Origin of the sequence: Bacillus sp. FSL W7-1085, from assembly GCF_038595035.1 — a bacterium.
Lineage (GTDB): Bacteria > Bacillota > Bacilli > Bacillales > Bacillaceae > Bacillus > Bacillus altitudinis.
On record NZ_CP152000.1, the window covers coordinates 1,917,882 to 1,934,899 of the forward strand.

Annotated in this window: 14 protein-coding genes; 4 read left to right on the plus strand and 10 right to left on the minus strand. The window is 42.0% G+C overall.

From position 1 onward, the window contains the following. The first annotated feature begins 140 nt into the window (after nt 1-140). Entirely contained in the window at nt 141-1,337 is a 1,197-nt protein-coding gene (locus MKY11_RS09690; protein WP_327878596.1) for a cytochrome P450, read from the plus strand. A 118-nt stretch (nt 1,338-1,455) separates the two neighbouring features. Continuing rightward, nucleotides 1,456-3,495 carry a molybdopterin oxidoreductase family protein gene (locus MKY11_RS09695; protein WP_024718321.1) on the plus strand — a complete coding sequence of 680 codons (2,040 nt, stop codon included), beginning with the start codon at nt 1,456-1,458 and terminating at the stop codon, nt 3,493-3,495. Between the two features lie 46 nt (nt 3,496-3,541). On the opposite strand, the gene MKY11_RS09700 is transcribed toward MKY11_RS09695, so the two are convergent. The 3 genes from MKY11_RS09700 to xylA all read right to left on the minus strand — a co-directional run bounded on the left by MKY11_RS09700 (nt 3,542) and on the right by xylA (nt 7,187). After that, a complete protein-coding gene (locus tag MKY11_RS09700; RefSeq protein WP_008346560.1) occupies nt 3,542-4,228 on the minus strand; it encodes a glycoside hydrolase family 11 protein in 687 nt (228 codons plus the stop codon). A gap of 94 nt (nt 4,229-4,322) precedes the next feature. Further along, a complete protein-coding gene (gene xylB, locus MKY11_RS09705; protein ID WP_342501368.1) occupies nt 4,323-5,816 on the minus strand; it encodes a xylulokinase in 1,494 nt (497 codons plus the stop codon). A 33-nt stretch (nt 5,817-5,849) separates the two neighbouring features. Then, nucleotides 5,850-7,187 carry a xylose isomerase gene (gene xylA, locus MKY11_RS09710; protein WP_024718319.1) on the minus strand — a complete coding sequence of 446 codons (1,338 nt, stop codon included), beginning with the start codon at nt 7,185-7,187 and terminating at the stop codon, nt 5,850-5,852. Nucleotides 7,188-7,400: 213 nt separating this feature from the next. Here xylA and MKY11_RS09715 point away from each other — a divergent pair, with 213 nt between their 5' ends. Continuing rightward, on the plus strand, nt 7,401-8,561 hold the full coding sequence (locus MKY11_RS09715) for an ROK family transcriptional regulator (protein WP_035703222.1): 1,161 nt from the start codon (nt 7,401-7,403) through the stop codon (nt 8,559-8,561). 46 nt (nt 8,562-8,607) lie between these two features. Here MKY11_RS09715 and MKY11_RS09720 read toward each other — a convergent pair whose 3' ends face one another. The 3 genes from MKY11_RS09720 to csaA form a co-directional block, all read right to left on the minus strand. Continuing rightward, a complete protein-coding gene (locus MKY11_RS09720) occupies nt 8,608-10,215 on the minus strand; it encodes a glycoside hydrolase family 43 protein (RefSeq protein WP_342501369.1) in 1,608 nt (535 codons plus the stop codon). Between the two features lie 25 nt (nt 10,216-10,240). After that, a complete protein-coding gene (locus tag MKY11_RS09725) occupies nt 10,241-11,632 on the minus strand; it encodes an MFS transporter (protein WP_058336754.1) in 1,392 nt (463 codons plus the stop codon). A gap of 517 nt (nt 11,633-12,149) precedes the next feature. Next, complete coding sequence (csaA, locus tag MKY11_RS09730; RefSeq protein WP_017367427.1) at nt 12,150-12,482, minus strand: chaperone CsaA; 333 nt, start codon at nt 12,480-12,482, stop codon at nt 12,150-12,152. 267 nt (nt 12,483-12,749) lie between these two features. Here csaA and MKY11_RS09735 point away from each other — a divergent pair, with 267 nt between their 5' ends. Continuing rightward, the gene (locus MKY11_RS09735; RefSeq protein WP_007500681.1) at nt 12,750-13,229 is read left to right on the plus strand and encodes a hypothetical protein; all 480 of its coding nucleotides are present in this window, start codon (nt 12,750-12,752) and stop codon (nt 13,227-13,229) included. Here MKY11_RS09735 and MKY11_RS09740 read toward each other — a convergent pair. The 4 genes from MKY11_RS09740 to MKY11_RS09755 form a co-directional block, all read right to left on the minus strand. Continuing rightward, nucleotides 13,226-14,851 (minus strand): YndJ family protein, encoded by a 1,626-nt coding sequence (locus MKY11_RS09740; protein WP_342501370.1) that lies wholly within the window; start codon nt 14,849-14,851, stop codon nt 13,226-13,228. The two genes, MKY11_RS09735 and MKY11_RS09740, sit on opposite strands and share 4 nt — an antisense overlap. Beyond that, nucleotides 14,844-15,449 (minus strand): DUF4166 domain-containing protein, encoded by a 606-nt coding sequence (locus tag MKY11_RS09745; RefSeq protein WP_047946557.1) that lies wholly within the window; start codon nt 15,447-15,449, stop codon nt 14,844-14,846. The genes MKY11_RS09740 and MKY11_RS09745 overlap by 8 nt, the downstream gene beginning before the upstream one ends. Continuing rightward, entirely contained in the window at nt 15,412-16,293 is an 882-nt protein-coding gene (locus MKY11_RS09750; protein ID WP_039169644.1) for a membrane protein, read from the minus strand. Before MKY11_RS09750 ends, MKY11_RS09745 begins: the two co-directional genes overlap by 38 nt. Nucleotides 16,294-16,444: 151 nt before the next feature. Continuing rightward, the gene (locus MKY11_RS09755; RefSeq protein WP_342501371.1) at nt 16,445-17,017 is read right to left on the minus strand and encodes a WHG domain-containing protein; all 573 of its coding nucleotides are present in this window, start codon (nt 17,015-17,017) and stop codon (nt 16,445-16,447) included. Nucleotide 17,018 lies beyond the last annotated feature (1 nt).

Here is a 17,018-nt window from a genome sequence, read left to right on the forward strand (position 1 = left end):
ACTTTCTATTTTCCTATAGGAAGAATGTGTTTGAATCTTTCGATTAGACTATTGACATATTTTAGAAAACATGTCCGTTGAAATGCGTTTTTCTTGGTGATACCGTGAAAGGGAAATCAAGTGAAAAAGGAGCGTTCATAATGAAAGTAAAAGAAAATTACGTCAATGTCATCCCAATGAAAGAAATCCGATCTACAGATGACCTTCTTTTCCCATTCCCTATCTACAATGAATTACGATCGCAGGGTGATATTCGATACGACGAAACGAGAAAGTGCTGGGATCTCTTTCGATATGCTGATATTCAGTCCGTTCTGAAGCAGCCAAAAGTGTTTTCATCACAGCGAGGAAGAAGCACATCTAAAACGAGTATTTTAACAATGGACCCTCCAAAACATACCAAAATGAGAGCACTCGTCAATAAAGCCTTCACGCCAAAAGCGATCAAACAAATAGAAGAAAAGATCAAAGACTTGACCCATGATCTATTACATCAAGTAAAGGATCAACGGACCTTCGATATTGTGCAAGATCTGGCCGCTCCCCTACCTGTCATGATCATCGCCGAGCTTCTCGGTGCAGAAGTGAAAGACAGAGAGCTGATCAAAAAACATTCAGATGCTCTAGTTGCAGGAGCCAAAGATGATTCAAAAGAAGCTGTTCAAGCCGTTGTCGACATGCAAAAACAAGCAGAAAAAGAGCTGTCAGAGTACTTTGCTCATTTGATCCAAAAGCGAAAAGAAACGCCAGCCGATGATTTAATCTCCCTTCTCATCCAAGCGGAAATTGACGGTGAGCGTTTATCAGAAAATGAACTGCTTGGCTTTTGTATACTCTTACTCGTTGCTGGTAATGAAACAACAACGAATTTAATCACAAATGCCGTACGACTTTTAACAGAGCAGCCGCATATCACCGAATCAGTGCGGCAAGACCTGTCTCTCATTCCTCAATTGACAGAAGAAACGCTACGCTATTATCCGCCTGTTCAAGCGATTGGGCGAGTTGCAGCAGAGGATGTTCAGATTGCCGGTTCTCACATTGAAAAAGGAGACTATCTTATCAGCTGGGTGGCATCTGCGAATCGTGATGAACGGAAGTTTGACGATCCAGATACGTTTCGTCTTGACAGAAAATCAAATCCGCATTTGAGCTTTGGCTTCGGCATCCATTTTTGTCTTGGTGCCCCTCTCGCCCGGCTTGAGGCTCATCTAGCACTTGAGATTTTACTCCGTACGTTTCGGGAAATCACCTGTGCGGCAGATCAGCTGAAACCGATTCAAAGCACGTTTGTGTTTGGGGTCAAAGAATTCCCTGTGCAGGTCACCCGTTTTTAAAAGTCCCTTTCATTAGGGGCTTTTTTTCATATGCTTATCCTTACCTTCCTCGTCTGAACATGCTAAAATAAAATCCATATGTACAGTGATCACGGAATTCGGAAAGGAAGCTAAACGTATGACCGATTACACAGCAATGAAAGACGGAATATTCAAATCAGTTTGTTCGTTAGATTGCCCTGATCAGTGCGGTCTTTTAATACATAAAGAGAACGGAAAGATCGTTAAAGTTCAAGGAGATCCAGATCATCCAGTCACTCAAGGAAACATTTGCAATAAAGTGCGGAATGTCACAGCTCGTTTATATGATGAAAAACGTCTGACAACACCATTAAAACGTGTAGGTCAAAAAGGTGACCGGCAGTTTGCTCCAATTACGTGGGAAGAGGCGATTGAAACCATTCGTCAAAAATGGACAAAGCTGATCGAAGAAAAAGGACCAGAAAGCATTTTGCCTTACAGCTTCTATGGGAATATGGGGAATCTCAATGCAGAAGGAATGGACCGCCGCTTTTTCTATCGACTTGGCTCAAGTCAGCTAGACCGAACCATTTGTCAGTCAGCCGGAACAACTGGCTATAAATATACAATGGGCGCAAGCATCGGGACAGACCCAGAAGAGACCATTCATACGAAACTATTTATCTTTTGGGGCATCAATGCGGTTTCAACCAATATGCATCAAATCACGTTGGCACAAAAAGCTCGAAAGCAAGGGGCTAAAATTGTCGTCATTGATGTGCACAAAAACCAAACGGGCCGGATGGCAGATTGGTTCATTCCGCTTCGCCCCGGCACTGACAGTGCGCTAGCTCTTGGGATCATGCATATCCTTTTTAAAGAAGACCTCACAGATGCGTCATTTTTAGAGACTTACACGGTCGGTCACAATGAACTTCGCGAGCATGTGAAGCAGTACGATCCAGAAACGGTTGAACAGATCACGGGTGTCCCAAAAGAAGACATCATCACACTTGCGAGAATGTACGCAGAGACATCGCCGTCTCTCATTCGTATTGGCAATGGGCTACAGCATCACGATAATGGCGGTATGAGTATTCGAACCATCTCCTGCCTCCCTGCCCTCACCGGTCAATGGCTGCACAAAGGCGGCGGTGCGATGAAATCGAACTCTTCTTTTCTTAGTTATAATGAAATCGCTCTTCAGCGGCCGGAATTATTAAAGGAACGCGAACCTAGAACATTTAATATGAATCAGCTGGGCAGCGTGCTAACGAACGCAGAACCTTCTATTGATTCTCTTTTTGTCTACTCTTGCAACCCGGCTGTTGTGACACCTGAAGCAAATAAAGTAAGAGACGGTTTGATGCGGGAAGACTTATTTACGGTTGTCCATGACTTGTTCATGACAGAGACAGCCACTTATGCGGATATTGTTCTGCCAGCGACCTCTGCCTTTGAAAACGAGGATTTTTATACTTCTTACTGGCATCATTACATTCAAATTCAAGAACCTGTTATAGAACGTTATGGAGAAAGCAAATCAAACACAGAAGTGTTTCGTCTTTTGGCTCATGCGATGGGCTTTGAAGATGAAGCCTTTAAAGACACAGATGCGGAACTAATGGAACAAGCTCTTCATCATCCTGAAAATCCGCACTATGAAAACATTTCATATCAAGCGTTAAAAGAGAAAAAGTGGATCAAAGCAAAACGAGGGCCTTTCGAAGATTTAAAGCTCCCTACCCCAAGCGGGAAAATTGAGCTTTACTCTGAACAAATGAAAAAAGATGGATATCCAGCCCTCCCAACCTATGTACCTTTATTCAAGGAAAGTGATTATCCACTGACGTTTATACCGGGACCAAACCATAATTTTCTTAATTCCACCTTCTCTCTTCATGAGAAGCATCAAAAGCTTGAGAAATTTCCGAAGCTTCATATGAATGAACAAGATGCAAAAGAAAGACAGATTGAAGATGGGGACATGGTTCGTGTGCTGAATGATCGAGGAGAATGCGAGCTCATCGTGTCAGTCGGACAAAATGTGTTATCTGGCGTTGTTGTCAGCCAGGGATTATGGGCAGACCAAAAAGGCAAAAAACATTTGGTGAATGGCCTCACACCTGATCGTTTGGCAGATATGGGCGGTGGTGCGACGTTCTTTTCCGGCAGAGTCGAAGTTGAAAAATTATGATAGAAAGAGCCAGGCGTTTTGCTCCCGGCTCTTTTCTTTGACTTTTTTAGTTGCCAATAAACAACTGATTGGTCATCACATTTGCACTTCCGCTGCTTTGGTAGCCTTCTACAGTAAATGCCGTTTCATACATTTTCCCCATTGGCATCCCTAAGCTTTCCCATTTTTTAAAATGCGCACTGACGGAGACCGTTCCGCTTGTACGTTTCGTTTGACGTACACTCCAATATTGCTTGAAGGTTGCGATCCCGATAATGGAAGGCTGATTGACACGGGTTGTTTCATAAATGTCATATGTGCCCCCGTCTGCATAAAATGTTCCTTTATGTGTGCCTGTTGGACGATATGTGCCCCATGAATCAACAATGTAGTATTCTGCTAATGGAGATTGTGTCCAGCCATAGACACATAAATAGGAATTCCCGACTGGGTTAAAACTTGCGTTGTAATTGATGGAGATGTTGCCAAGTTGATGGTGAGTTCTAGTGGAATCAAACTTTTTTCCTTTTCGAAATAAAGCATTTCCAATATTGTTCCAGCCTGCACTAAATGCCCCGCCGTTATTGAGTGTCATCGAGGTGTTTCCATAATCCTTCCATAATTCATAATCGTACCCGCTATGGTTACCCATTTCATTATTCGTAATGGTTCTCGCATGGGCTGGTACAGCCGTCAGTATAAGCGTCAGTCCAATACACATCACAAACAACAGTCTTAATTTTCTCAAATTCATCTTCCATTCCTCTCCTTTTTCATCCTTTTGATTCTGTCATCTCTAAGATGAAACGAATTCATCACCTCCTTTCATGCCCCTACTCACTACTAGATTATCGATACTGTGCTAGACCCGCATGAATGTCTCTTGTGTTTGTATAAATGCTTTGATACAAACGAAAGAGATGATCATATACATCGACATGCTGTTGATTTGGTGTAAATACGGCTGCTTGATGGATAAACTGATCCGCGCACACCTCAAGTGACTCGTACCAGCCGCATCCAACTGCTGCAATCATCGCTGCACCTAACGCAGGCCCTTGCTCATTTTCAAGCTGAATCACCTTAGCTTGAAAAATGTCTGCCTGCATTTGAAGCCATGTATGACTTCTCGCACCTCCACCAATGGACACAATAGCATCTATTCTTTTTCCGGCCTGCCTGAATAAAGCGATCGATTCATTTAATGAAAAAGTGATTCCTTCGAGCACAGCTCTAACCATATGCGCTTTTTCATGCCGGCTGTCTAATCCAATGAAGCTTCCACGAATGACTGAATCTGCATGAGGCGTTCTTTCCCCAACTAAATATGGCGTAAACAGCAATCCATTTGCGCCAGGCGCTATATCCTTTGCTCCGGCTAAAAGGGCTTTAAACGAATCATTTGGAGCAAGTAAAGATTTAATCCAATCGAGGCTATAACCTGCTGATAAAGTGACTCCCATTGTATAAAAAGCTGCTTTTTTGGCATGATGGAATAAATGCAAGTTTCCATTCAGCTCTCTGTTATGATTTTCTTCATAGGAAAGAATGACACCTGATGTGCCAATGCTGCATAGTGTGTGACCTGATGATAAAATGCCGGCACCAATGGCACCGCAAGCATTATCCGCTCCACCCGCAAAAACCTTCGCCTCTTCTGTCATCCCGGTTTCCTTTGCGATCTGCGGCAAGAGTGTTCCAACCTCCGCCTCCGATGAAACGAGCGGCGGGCAAATACGAATCGGAATATCAAAGGTTTGACAAATCTCCTCACTCCATGTTTGTTCTCCAATATCCAACAGTAACGTACCAGCCGCATCAGAATAGTCCATATGAATAGCGCCGGTTAATCGATATCTGACATAATCTTTTGGAAGTAAAAACAAATGGATTCGTTGATCAATTTCCGGTTCATGTTCCTTTACCCATAACAACTTTGGCAGTGTAAATCCTTCTAACGCCTGATTTTTTGTGATCGCTTGCAGCCTGCCTCCTAGCTTTTCTGTCATGCGCACGCATTGCGGTGTTGTTCTTGTGTCATTCCACAAGATGGCAGGCCTGAGCACCTGAAGGGATTCATCCAATAAAACAAGTCCGTGCATTTGTCCAGAAAAACTGATGCCTTCTACCTGCATTGACTGAACAGGCCTTCTCTCCATAAGTTCTGTCATCGCGGCCATCGTCTGCTCTACCCAGTCTTCAGGATTTTGCTCGCAATAACCTGGTTTGCTTTGAATGAGGCGGTAAGATTTAGTCGTCTCGCAGCATACCTTCCCGCTCTCATCTACTAATATCACTTTGACTCCGCTCGTTCCAAGATCAATTCCCATCACATACTTCATGTGTTCACTCCTTCAAAACATCAGCCCGCTCCATTAATCTTCTAACAAATATTGATTCAATCTGGCTTTCAGCTGTTCCTCTCTGCCAGATTCGTTTCTGATGAGCGGATGTTTCAGTGCATATTCTTCTAATGTATGAAAGTTTGCCGTTCCTTCTGAAATCTCCCGCCCAATTCCTTCAGAAAAACTACGGTACCGGTGCTTGATCACATCTTCAAACACACGGTCTTCTATGAGTCTATGAGCCACCCGCAGCCCTTTTGCGAATGCATCCATCCCCGCAATATGGGCATACAGAAGATCTTCCAGTTCAAAGGAGGCTCTTCTGACTTTTGCATCAAAATTGAGACCGCCTGTTCCAAGTCCGCCATTTTGCAAAATTTCATACATGGCGAGTGTTGTGGCATATAAATCCGTTGGGAATTCATCTGTGTCCCAGCCTAGAAGGGAGTTTCCTTGGTTGGCATCAACGGAACCGAGCAGTCCATGAATTCTTGCTACACGCAGCTCATGCTCAAACGTATGACCCGCTAATGTCGCATGATTGGCCTCGATATTTAATTTAAAGTGTGTATCCAATCCATATTGTTTTAAAAAGGCGATTGATGTCGCTGCATCCGTATCATATTGATGAGTTGTCGGTTCCTTCGGCTTTGGCTCAATTAAAAATTGACCTGTAAATCCAATTTCTTTTGCATAATCGACCGCCATATGCAAAAAGGTCGCCAAATGGTCAAGCTCTCTTTTCATATCTGTATTCAGTAGTGTGTCGTAACCTTCTCGTCCTCCCCAGAAAACATAATTTTCTGCGCCGAGTTCCTTTGCTGTTTCGATGCCCTTTTTCACTTGTGCAGCTGCATAGGCAAATACATCTGCATGACAGGATGTCGCTGCACCGTGAACAAATCTTGGATGCTTAAACATATTAGCCGTGTTCCATAGAAGCCGAACCCCGCTTTGCTGCATGTAATCTTTCATTCTTTCTATGATGATGTCTAACTGCTGATTGGTCTCTTGAAGCGTGTCGCCCTCTGGTGCAATATCACGGTCATGGAATGAAAAATACGGAACATCCAATAGATCAAAGAGCTGAAAAGCCACTTCCAATCTAGCTTTCGCCAAATCCATTCCACTATAAGAATCCCAAGCTCTTTTCATCGTGCCAGTTCCAAACATGTCTGTTCCATCAGCAGTCAGTGTATGCCAATAAGCGACGGAAAATCGCAGGTGGTCTTTCATTGTCTTTCCGCCAATCATTTCGCTCGGATTATAATATTTAAATGCGAATGGGTTCTTTGAATGTTTTCCTTCATATTGAATGTTGCCAATCCCCTGTAAACTACTTAACGAAGTCATATTTGATTTGACCATAAGTGATTCCCCCTATATATTCACTTAGTAAGTTGATTCAACAAACAAACGAACGAGTTTACCAACTAATCTCTTTGAATTTTCCATATTTTTTAGTTTTTTAGAAATATTTTCGTTATAATAAAATGAAAAGCATGTTTTATAGAGAATGAACACGATAAAAAGTGGCTTTTCTTCACTTAATCTAAAGACGAAACAAATGGAGTGGATACAATGGATATTGCGGATCAGAACTTTGTGAAAAAAATAAATCAAAAGCTATTGCTAAACGAAATTCTGCACCATGCACCAATTTCCAGAGCAAAATTATCTGAACGCACTGGGTTAAATAAATCGACCGTTTCTTCTCAAGTGAGTACATTAATGAAAGAACATCTTGTTTATGAAATCGGTCAAGGTGAATCTAGCGGCGGAAGAAGACCCGTGCTTCTCATGTTTAATAAACGTGCAGGTTACTCTATCGGCATTGATGTCGGTGTTGATTATGTCAACGGCATTTTAACAGACCTTGAAGGGTCGATTATTCATGATGAGCAGCTCAAGCTCCCATCCAGCACACCTGATGTGACCGTCCGTATTTTAATTGAATTGATTCAGCAGTTACGTTCACACATTCCTTCTTCTCCATACGGGCTGATTGGTATAGGGATTTGTATACCAGGTCTGGTCGATGCAGATGAACAAATTGTGTTTACACCTCATTCAAAATGGAAAAATGTCGATCTAAAAACAAGTCTCCAAGACACATTCCAAGTACCGGTTTTTATCGAGAATGAAGCAAATGCCGGTGCGTACGGTGAAAAAATCTTCGGTGCTGCTAAACATTATGACCATCTGATCTATGCAAGTATCGGCACTGGTATTGGAATAGGCATCATTATCAATCATCATTTATATAGAGGCACGAACGGTTTTTCTGGTGAAATGGGACATATGACGATCGACTTTAATGGACCGACATGTAGCTGCGGAAATCGTGGTTGCTGGGAACTGTATGCATCTGAGAAGGCACTGTTCCAATCGCTCCAAACAGATGGTCAGCCATTCACCTATCAAGATATTGAGCGGCTGGCGAAGTTAAATGATATGAAGACACTCAATGCCTTGCGTAACTTTGGCTTTTACATTGGGGTAGGTCTCACAAACGTTCTGCATACCTTCAACCCACAAGCCGTTATTTTACGAAACAAGGTCATTGAATCTGAGCAGGCCGTTCTAAGTGTCATTCAAGATGAAGTATCCTCTAGAATGGATGCACAATTCAGCTCACGGGTGGAGCTGCTCCCTTCGTCATTAGGACAAAACGCACCAGCCTTAGGGATGACATCTCTTGTCACTGAAGCTTTTTTGCGTGATGTCACGCCTTCACCATAATGGAATACATGTTAAAGAGAGACAGCCTTTAGAGTGTTGTCTTTTTTTATTCAGTTGTTTCTTCGTATCGAAAATACTTAAAATCGGCAGGCAGACGTTCGCCGCTTGTGTCTTGGCACTGCATTCCGACAAAAGCCCCTGTAAAGAACCCCCCTCCTCGAATAAAATCATCTGATAAATGAGTCGATTCAAGCGGTATATCTATTTTTTTCCACTCTTGTTGATCAAAAGAATAAGAATACGTGTACGTCTCTCTCTGAACGGTCACTTTTAAATACACATACGGAATCTCGTCTGGGATGATGATTTTTTTAATTAGCGGCTGAGAAAAGGCCAGATTTTCACACACAGATAACTCAAGGATACGGCCAAGCGCCTCGTCATAAGTCACCTGAAGTGCAGTCCAATTTTCCGTATTATAATAATTCACAAGACCTGCCGCTTGCTGAAAGTTTTTCGGAAAGAAGGAAACCGCTGTCTCTGCTTCAAAATAAAAGCTTTGCCAGCGCCTCGCAACAAACGCTTGGGTAAATTTAGACGTTAAAGATTCCTGCCCATACAGCCTTAAATGATGAGGATTTTCCGTCACTGAACCAATCTGATCCGTAAATGGGATTCTTAATGTTTGAAAATGTCTATTTAACGATGAATCTTTAAATTCATCGACTGTGTGATAGGTTGGAGAGAACTCTTTTACGCTCATCGCAGGCGCTTCAACCTCTAGGAGCCCCTCTTTTCCGCCTACCACATACGGCCAGCCATCTTTCCATTCAAGCTTTTGTATGGCTGTCTCTCTTCCTAAAGGGCACCAGCCTCTTTGCTGAAAAATGGATTCCTTCCTTGAATGAATTGGGCGGCCAGTCAGATGAGCCATATACCATTCATTTGTATGCGTTTGTACAATGGAAGCATGCCCGCATTTTTGTAGTGGATGGCTAGGCGCATGAAAAGCCGTTAAAATTGGGTTGTCAGGATGAACCTCGTACGGCCCATCAATACGCGAGGAACGGGCGATTGTGGCTGCATGTTCGTAACGTGTGCCCCCTTCAGCTGTTAATAAATAATAGACATCATTGATGTAATAAAGATGCGGGGCTTCTGTCAGTTTGATTGGAGTGCCTTTAAAAATGACCTTCCGCTCACCGACCAGTTTTTTTTCAGATACACTATATTCCTGCAAGGCTATACCTGCAAAGGAGTGATGTTTTTCTCGATGGTCCCACAGCATATTCAACACGTATTTCTTTCCGCTTGGATCATGGAACAAGGAAGGATCAAACCCAGAACTATTGAGCCGAACCGGATCGCTCCACTCGCCATCTACTTCGTCAGCTGTGACCAAATAATTATGACCATCCTTAAACGGACCATCTACTACTTTAATATCTGAATAGATGAGCCAAAACTGACCATCCGCATAACTTAAACACGGCGCCCAAACCCCGCCGGAATCAGGATTTCCTTTCATATCGAGTTGAGAAGTTTTTTGCAAGGGACGCGCGGCGAGCCGCCAGTGGACGAGATCCTTCGAGTGATAAATTTGCACCCCCGGGAACCATTCAAATGTAGAAACCGCCATGTAATAGTCCTCTCCCGCACGGCAAATACTTGGGTCAGGGTTAAACCCTTTGAGCACTGGATTAGTAATCTTCAATTGAACTTCCTCCTCTTTCAGAGAACTACATTTTAAAGTCGTCCATATGATCGATATACACCTTGTCTCTATTCTCAAGCTCTCGTATGACTTTTTTATGTTTTTCTTCATCTAGGTTATAAAAATTAATATCAACCATCGCTAAAATTAGTAAGCATACAGGAATCACCGTTGTCGTGATTAAAATGCCCAGTAAAGCTTCTGGTGTTTGCACTTGATTTGCAATATAACCAAATCGGTCAAGGACAAGCCCTGGAACGATGCCGCCTAAGGCCATCCCAAATTTAAAGAAGAAGCCAATCACTGCATAGATCAGTCCCCCCATTCTTTTCCCTGTTTTATATTCGCCATATTCAACGGTTTCAGGAATGAGTGCCCACATGTAAGCACCTGCTGTAATACTCCCTGCAGCCGCAACGAGCCTGAAAACAAGTATTAAAGTGATTTGACTCGGCGGGATCACAAGTAAGGCAAGAAGGCCTACAATATTCAGCAATAATGAATAATTCAGCAGCTTTTTCTTTCCTAACAACTTGTGCAGCTTAGGAATAAACGGCAACACCATTAAAGCTGGCAGACTGCCAATCAGGCCGTACCACTTCACTAAATCTTCTCTGCCGAGGTTATACGTCACATAATAAATCCCGACTGAGTTGCTGATCGAGTTCACACCAAAGATAATGATAAAGAAAATGCTTAACACAACAAGCGGACGATTCACTCGTAACTGGACAAAGAGATCACTGAACTTGATCTTTTCCTCTGGCTTTTGAAGTGTGACGCGCTCATTCGTACTTTTAAAACAGAAAATCAGTAATCCGCCCCCAAGTACACCGAGAAATGCCATTGTGATCTGCCAGCCAAGTGCTGTATTTCCTGTTGTATCACTCAAAAACGTCGCAAGAAACGGAACAAAAAAAGCAACAACTAAACCACCGAGATTTGCAAAAAGCATACGAACAGACGTAATACTGACGACCTCTTGGTTATTTCTTGTCATTGCGGAAGTTAAAGCACCATAAGGAACATTGATGAACGTGTATGTAAGCGATAAACCAACATACGTGATGTACGCATAAATGAGTTTTCCCATTTCGGAAAAATCCGGTGTCGTAAAACAAAGAATGGCAAGAACGGCAAAAGGTAATGCACCAAATAACAAATAAGGTCTAAACCGGCCAAAACGGCTGTTCGTTCGGTCAACCATCGCCCCAATAAACGGATCTGCAAGCGCATCGATGGCCCGAACCACCAAAAACATCGTCCCTGCTGCTGCTGCTGATAATCCATAGACATCCGTATAAAAAAATAATAGATACGTAGAGACAGTTGCATAAATTAAATTACATGCGAAATCTCCTGAAGCATACCCCACTTTTTCAGACATACGAATCTTCTTTAAATTCTCACTCACCATGAGTTTTCTCCCTTCTTCACTTAGCCTCTTCTAACGGACAGATGGTGCAGGGCAGCAGCAATCAATAGGTCGAAAATAAAGCGCTTTCAATCCGTTGTAAAAATGAAGCTGAACATCTCTTTCTTTCAGCTTAGCCCACATAGCAGCAAATCATTCGCTTTAAACAATAGATCAATAGATGATCGACATCTTAGTTTATCGATTAAACAAACTAAGATGAATTCATTTTATAAAATATGATCTGACTTTTCAATATTTTTCGAAAAATTAATCCAAATAATTGATTTCTTGTCATTTTTTCTATGATATGAGGATATGAACCTTCTTTTTATCTTCCAAAAACAAAGAGAACTCAAATAATGGTTGCATTCATACCAATCCCATGCTATATTAATCAAGCGATGAGCTGAATTGTGTAAGTCGGGTAACACGTCTCTTTGAGACACACACGAATGTGGCGTGTGGTTATTCCGCCTCAATACGCAAAAGACATCTTCTGATGAAGATGTCTTTTTTCTTACCCTATTTTGGTGCCATTTTCAACCGGCTCATCGGTGGCAAGCAGGACAACGTCTTCTTTTGACGGCATGCCTCCTAAGACAAGCACCTCTGATTTAAACCCGGCAATTCTTCTTGGCGGGAAATTGACCACTGCAATAATTTGTTTCCCAGTGAGATTCTCAGCCTGATAACGTTTTGTCAGCTGTGCACTAGATTGTTTTATGCCAATCTCATCCCCAAAGTCAATCTTCAGCTTGAAAGCAGGCACTCTTGCTTCTGCAAAAAATTCTGCTTCTACTATCGTCCCAACGCGAATGTCTAACGCTAAAAACTGTTCAATATCTGCCATTAGAATCTCTCTCCCTTTCAATCTTTCATAAAAAAGGTCACATTTTTCTTCTGCTGGATGACCACTTGTCTTCCACTAATTTCTTTATTGTAGCACACCCTACTCTTCTAAAAGAAAGGGTTAAAAAGCCTATTCATTGAAAATCCTTTTTAGTTTACATAATAATTTTATAGTAGTCTATTAAATGTTTGCATCATGAAAATGAATTCGGTAAAATGGCAAATAATCCTACTGCTTCCTCTCGAATATTTCGGGGAGGGTTAACACTTGTTTACATTATCAGATATGTGGACGTTTTGCTGGTCGTTTTTCGTCATTCTTCCTATCGTTGCCATCTTGCATCAGCTGGGCCATATTGTAGTCGCCTGGCTGTTTGGAGCAAAGGTTTCGTTTGCGCTTGGCAGAGGCAAAAAAGTATTGAAAATAGGCGTCGTTGAAATTAGAAGAATCTATTTTCTAGATGCATTTTGCCACTATGAAGAAATGAGGAGAAATAACCGTTTCTCACACATTCTTGTCTACTTAGGCGGATCATTATGCAACCTGCTCAGTGTTCTCATATTGAACACAATGATCGCCAACGATTTCCTGCCAGAACATCAATTTTTCTATCAATTTGCTTACTTCTCAGTCTACTATGTATTTTTTGCTTTACTGCCAGTACAGTATGCAGATCATCATCCGAGTGATGGGCAAGCGATTGTGAACATCATTCGTCACGGTGAACCATGTGACATCATTGATTAAGATGAGTGGCTTTCACTGTCGATTTGATACTGAATCGTTAAAAAAGGAATGCCGAATAGCTTCATTTGATGAATTGCTGTGAGACTTTTTTCCGTCTCCGGTTTCATATGAAAGCTTTCTTCCATTGGCAGTTTCATGGTGATGAAAGACGTATGCAAATACAATCCTTCATCACCCGTACTGCCTTTTGGACTTTTACTTTTTAATAGAAAATCTTCCTTTTCATTCAAAGGTTTTAAAATAGCCGTAAGCTGTGAAAAAGGAAGCGGCAAAGCAATATTCATATAGACTGTCTCTTCATCATGGTGCTGAGCATAGAGCGCATAAAAGACTTGCTCGCCTTTCTCATTGCGCCTGATCCACACACGTACATTCTTCCTTTCTTCAAGAGGATGTTGAAATCTTGAAAGACTCCCCGGCATTTCATATGGCCTTCGTGATGACCCTAAATAGAGCTGTCCTATTTGTCTAAAAACAGGTTGAAGCAAAAAGACAAACGGCCTTACCCACCAATGAAAACAGACGGCTGCTTTTAACGTAAAGGACATCGGGTCCTCATAAAATCTGCGAATAACAGGTGACACACTCTCTGCTGAAAATGCCTTTCCATTTAATTGGTCAAGAGAATCGACTAAACCAATCTTCTCATCATGCTGCATGTGGTCATGTTGAAAAGACATGACCTGAAAACGACCGTGAACTCTCGATACCGGAAAGTCCTTCTGTTTCAATCGATCAGCTGGTCTTTCAAGCAACCATCCAATGAGGCCTGGTAAAATAACCAAACTTGCATTGATACTGCCATGAAACCAAATCATTTGATCCATGCTGATGTAGGTAACATGTAAAAGCATTCCGGCAGAATAAAGGAATGATAGGACGATGGTTCCCATTAACATGATGCTAGAAAACACAACGAACCCTTTTGCGACAGTTGAACGAAAAGAAGTTTTCATACACAAAATTCCATACAAATAAAGTGCGATCACATACAAAATGACGCTGAACGTATCAAACAGGCGAGAATAGCTGATTCCAACAGCTATCATCACTGGCGACAGTAAAATAACCCAGCCACCCACTTTGTATAGCGTCGTCTCTTTTTTCCGCTGCCTTCCTAATAAGCCATAAAAGATTGGGATAAAAAAAGCCGAATAATGAAAATGAATAGCTGTCAAAAGAACAATCATCGGTGAAAATGTCATCACTTGTATATCTGCTATGTACAGCCAGAACCAAAGCCCACCTAGAGCGATATACATACATGCGCCATCGATCATCAGCTCATGAAGCGGATGGGCCCCTCTTTTCAGCAAACGGGTGAAACCAAATAAAGCCAGAATCATTGTAAAGAAAAGCCATCCCAATGCAAGCCAAAGAGAATGATAGATGAATGCGCCTGTTGCACATAGAGCTGCTACTGGAAAGGCTTTCATTATGAAGCCGATCAGCCCCTCCTGCTGCCGTTTCTTCTCTTCCTGATAAAAAAAGTGTAAGAAAGCGGGAAGAAAGAATAAAATCGCAATCAAAACAAAAAATTCTGGTATGGGAGCTGTCGTCAAATGTGTAACGAGAAAGCAGGACATCAACACGATGCTACACATCAAATGCCATTTATTCATAAGGTGACACCCTTTCCGTAAACCGGCCCTTATAAGTAAAAAGAGTGCCAAAAAGGCGATTTTTCACTTGAACATCAATCGTATACTCACCTGCACGCTCATCGTACCCTTCTGTTACATCAGATTCACCATAAAGCCAAGAAGGCAGTGGCCACTCCCGCCCAAACAGCAAAAACTTTTGCTTACCTGATTGAATGTGCAAGAACCCTTTTTCCGTGACTGTAAAATGAAGCTCTGACACAAGAAGCCTAGGTTTTCCAAAGTAGTCCAGTACTTGATGGCTCTTCTGATCAATGATCATATCTGCATCAAAATGTCTTTCCTTTTCAGGAAAATAGAACGTTCGAAACCAGTGCATCCCTTCTTCTCCCTTACTTGTCGTAAAAGGCTTGTTCACAATTTGGAAGGGAATATTTCGCCCTCTTTCAGGAAAAAAACAGCGAAACAATGGGCCGATTTTGAATAACAATCGGATGAGCTTTGTCCCGCCTCCTATTTCCTCCATGATGCCTTCGGCCGTAAACGCGCGGTTATAACGTTCTTTTAATGTTGGATGCAGCTTATCGTAGTCCTTTACTTGATGATGATGAACGACCATGTCTACCTCCCCTTTTTCGTTTGATCGAAAACACATCTACACAATCTTTTAAATTGATCATTCCTGCAACGGATAAAATGAAAAATGCACTCAGCACCAGCGGCTCGTGCAGAGTCGTTTCTGGCGATAAAATCCCTATACCAAGCATCAGCAGCAGAAAGATGCTTTGAAGGATGAATATATATTTCTTTGGCAGTTTAGGCATGAGCCATGATACACCTAATAGCGCATAAAACAATCGAAATCCGGTGCTATGTTCAAAAGCAGAAGGTGAAAAAGGAATGATCGCTTGACATAACCAGACGATAGCAAACAACAAACAAATGCCATAATGGGCAAGTGTTCTCTCTAGCAGCAACCGGGGATGCGTGCCCTTTTCAAGCCACGTCTTTAATGCGCCAAAGCTAAAAGCAGTCATAAACCCCATCATTGGTCGAAAAAACAAACGGTCTGCCCATTTCCACCCTTTTCCTTCCTTTGTTTCATAATCAAATTGCGTTTGAAACACAATGTGATCATTCGTTTTCATGTATTTCCAATACCCTCCGCCTTCTTTGATGAAAGACAAAGGGTGTGATGATTTAAATTGAAGTGAGGATGCTCTTTCATGACGCTCATCCTTCACGCTCGTTCGATACGCTCCTGTCCCAGTTACACTAATGCCGAATCCAAGGTGTTTCTCATACAAAAAGGATTGGGGCTGTTCATCACTAGGTCCATTTAATGAAATGGTTGAAAATCGCAAATCCCATTGTTCATGAAGCTTTGGATTTTGCGTATACTCCCATACTTTTTCAATAGGTGCTTGAATGGTTGTTTCCACATAAACAGGCTTTCTTTTCATCTGCCTCTACTCCTCTATGTGAATTATTTCACATAATAAGCATACCATGTTTCACAAAACTGTCAAATCTTTATTGGTTTTTTGCCCAAAAAATGTTTTGATTTGTTTACATCTCCTTCATCATATCGGTTCGATACATAAAAAAGACCTGTCAATGAGACAGATCTTCTTGCTCTTTGATGCCTGCAATATAAAGACGGACCGCATAGCTCACACTATCTTCAAGCTGTTCTTTCCGTTGAAATCCTTTTTTGTTTGAAATATCTCCAAAACCGTGCAGTAAGCTTCTGAGCCCTCTGACGACATGCGTCATGTCCTCTTCTTTTACACCAAAACGAGACATGATGGATTGGACAAAATCAGCAAGATTCTCTGCAGCCACACTGACTTCTTTTTCATTCATATGTGAAAAAGCAGCCTCATAAAGACCGGGATGCTGACGAACAAATTGAACATATTGTCTTGCAAATACTAAAACAGCGTCTTCTTTTTCCAGCCCCGCTGTTACTTGTTTGCCGGCCTCACAAAGCATTGTCAGCCCCTTGACAGCAAGAGCTGCCTGTATTTCATGAAGACCGGATATATGGTTGTAAAGAGATGGTGGTCTGATGTTGAGCCGTTTGGACAATGTTGCAATAGTCAAAGCGGAAAAGCCCTCTTCATCGACAAATTCGATGGCAGATTCAACAATTTTTTCTTGTGTGATACCCATTCTTGGAGACATG